The organism is Pseudomonas sp. NPDC088429 (assembly GCF_044753305.1).
Taxonomy (GTDB): Bacteria; Pseudomonadota; Gammaproteobacteria; order Pseudomonadales; family Pseudomonadaceae; genus Aquipseudomonas; species Aquipseudomonas rustica.
In genome coordinates this window covers 1-2,338 of sequence record NZ_JBIVMX010000151.1, presented here as the reverse complement: position 1 = coordinate 2,338, position 2,338 = coordinate 1, and the positions used below count along the sequence as shown (strand labels likewise).

The following is a 2,338-nucleotide window of genomic DNA, read 5'->3' as shown; positions in this document are numbered from 1 at the left end:
GCAGGAAGTGCGTGATCAAGGTTACGATGTGCTGAAGCGTGCGCTCTTTCGGAGGCGGCGTGGTCAGCGGGTGATCCGCCTTGTACGGGCCTTCCGGCATGTTGCGCATGCACTGGTCGATGATCTTGATGCTCTGGCGCATCTCTTCAACGCGCACCATGCAGCGGTCGTAGGCATCGCCATTGGCAGCCAGCGGCACTTCGAACTCGAAGTTCTCGTAGCCGGAGTATGGACGCGCTTTACGCAGGTCGAAGTCGCAACCGGTCGAACGCAGGCCTGCACCGGTGACGCCCCATTCCAGGGCTTCTTTGGTGTTGTAGGCAGCGACGCCGATGGTACGGCCCTTGAGGATGCTGTTTTGCAGGGCAGCCTTGGTGTACTCGTCGAGGCGTTTTGGCAGCCATTCAACGAAGTCTTTCACCAGTTTTTCCCAGCCGCGCGGCAGGTCGTGGGCAACACCACCGATGCGGTACCAGGCCGGGTGCAGACGGAAACCGGTAATGGCTTCAATCACCGTGTACGCCTTCTGGCGGTCGGTGAAAGTGAAGAACACCGGAGTCATGGCGCCGACGTCCTGGATGTAAGTCCCGAGGAACAGCAGGTGGCTGGTGATCCGGAAGAACTCGGCCATCATGATGCGGATGACGTCGACCTTCTCAGGCACTTTGATGCCGGCCAGCTTCTCGACCGAGAGCACGTACGGCAGGTTGTTCATCACGCCGCCGAGGTAATCGATACGGTCGGTGTACGGGATGAAACTGTGCCACGACTGACGCTCGGCCATCTTCTCGGCACCACGGTGGTGGTAACCGACATCCGGCACACAGTCGACGATTTCTTCACCGTCCAGTTGCAGAATGATGCGGAACGCACCGTGCGCCGAAGGGTGGTTCGGGCCGAGGTTGAGGAACATGTAGTCCTCGTTCGTCCCGGAGCGCTTCATGCCCCAGTCTTCAGGACGGAAACGCGCGGCTTCTTCCTCAAGCTGTTGCTTGGCGAGGTTGAGGCTGAACGGATCGAATTCGGTGGCGCGCGCCGGGAAGTCCTTGCGCAGCGGGTGACCTTCCCAGGTCGGCGGCATCATGATGCGCGACAGGTGCGGGTGGCCTTTGAAGTCGATGCCGAACATGTCCCAGACTTCACGCTCGTACCAGTTGGCGTTCGGCCAGATACCGGTAACGGTCGGCAAGCTGAGGTCGCTTTCGGACAAGGCGACCTTGATCATCACGTCACTGTTACGCTCCAGCGACATGAGGTGATAGAACACGGTGAACTCAGCGTCGCTCGGCAGCCCTTGACGCTTGGTGCGCAGACGCTCGTCCACGCCGTGCAGGTCATAGAGCATGACGTACGGCTTGGGCAGGTTACGCAGGAAGGTCAGGACTTCGACGAGTTTGGCGCGCGCCACCCACAGCACCGGCATGCCGGTGCGGGTCGACTGAGCGGTGAACGCTTCGGCGCCAAAACGGTTGTTCAATTCAACGACCACATCCTGGTCGTCTGCCTTATAAGGCGGGATGTACAGAGCGCTGCCTGTAGTCATGGTTATTTTTTCGCTTTCGGTCAACGTAAAGAATGAAGCCAGCTTCTCGTTTCTTTGTCAGAACAGATCTGGATCAGACTTCGTCAGGGCTGCGCAGGTTGGTGACTGCGATTCGCTGTTCGCGGCGCTGTTCCTTCTGCGAAGGCATGTCGGCGCGATAAACGCCTTGATCGCCAACGACCCAGGAAAGCGGACGACGCTCCTTGCCGATCGATTCCTGCAACAGCATCAAGCCTTGCAGAAATGCTTCCGGACGAGGAGGGCAGCCAGGTACGTAGACGTCCACGGGCAGGAACTTGTCCACCCCTTGAACCACAGAGTAGATGTCGTACATGCCACCGGAGTTAGCGCACGAACCCATGGAGATCACCCACTTCGGCTCGAGCATCTGCTCGTAGAGACGCTGGATGATCGGCGCCATCTTGATGAAGCAGGTACCGGCGATAACCATGAAGTCGGCCTGACGCGGCGATGCCCGGATAACCTCGGCGCCAAAGCGCGCGATGTCGTGGGGCGCCGTGAAGGCGGTGGTCATTTCCACGTAGCAGCACGACAAGCCGAAGTTGTACGGCCACAGGGAGTTCTTACGTCCCCAGTTGACCGCGCCACTCAGCACGTCTTCCAGCTTGCCCATGAAAATGTTTTTGTGGACTTGATCTTCTAACGGATCGGAAACGGTTTCCCGTTCGCCAATCGGATATTGCTCGTTAGGAGCATCGGGGTCGATCCTGGTGAGATTGTATTGCATTGCCAAAGCCTCATTGTTTCAGCTTCGCCTGCCGCTTGCGACGTGCT

At 58.8% G+C, this 2,338-nt stretch carries 2 protein-coding genes; both read right to left on the bottom strand.

Annotated elements, in window-relative coordinates; all coding sequences use genetic code 11:
• On the bottom strand, window positions 1-1,543 hold a 1,543-nt coding region (nuoC, locus tag ACIP66_RS28530), incomplete at its 3' end, for an NADH-quinone oxidoreductase subunit C/D (RefSeq protein ID WP_400652618.1).
• A 73-nt stretch (window positions 1,544-1,616) separates the two neighbouring features.
• Entirely contained in the window at window positions 1,617-2,291 is a 675-nt protein-coding gene (locus ACIP66_RS28525) for an NADH-quinone oxidoreductase subunit B family protein (protein ID WP_053121628.1), read from the bottom strand.
• Window positions 2,292-2,338 lie beyond the last annotated feature (47 nt).

What these genes read in the sequence shown, in the direction of transcription:
- ACIP66_RS28525 (WP_053121628.1), bottom strand. Translation starts at nt 2,291, where the DNA reads ATGCAATACAATCTCACCAGGATCGACCCCGATGCTCCTAACGAGCAA.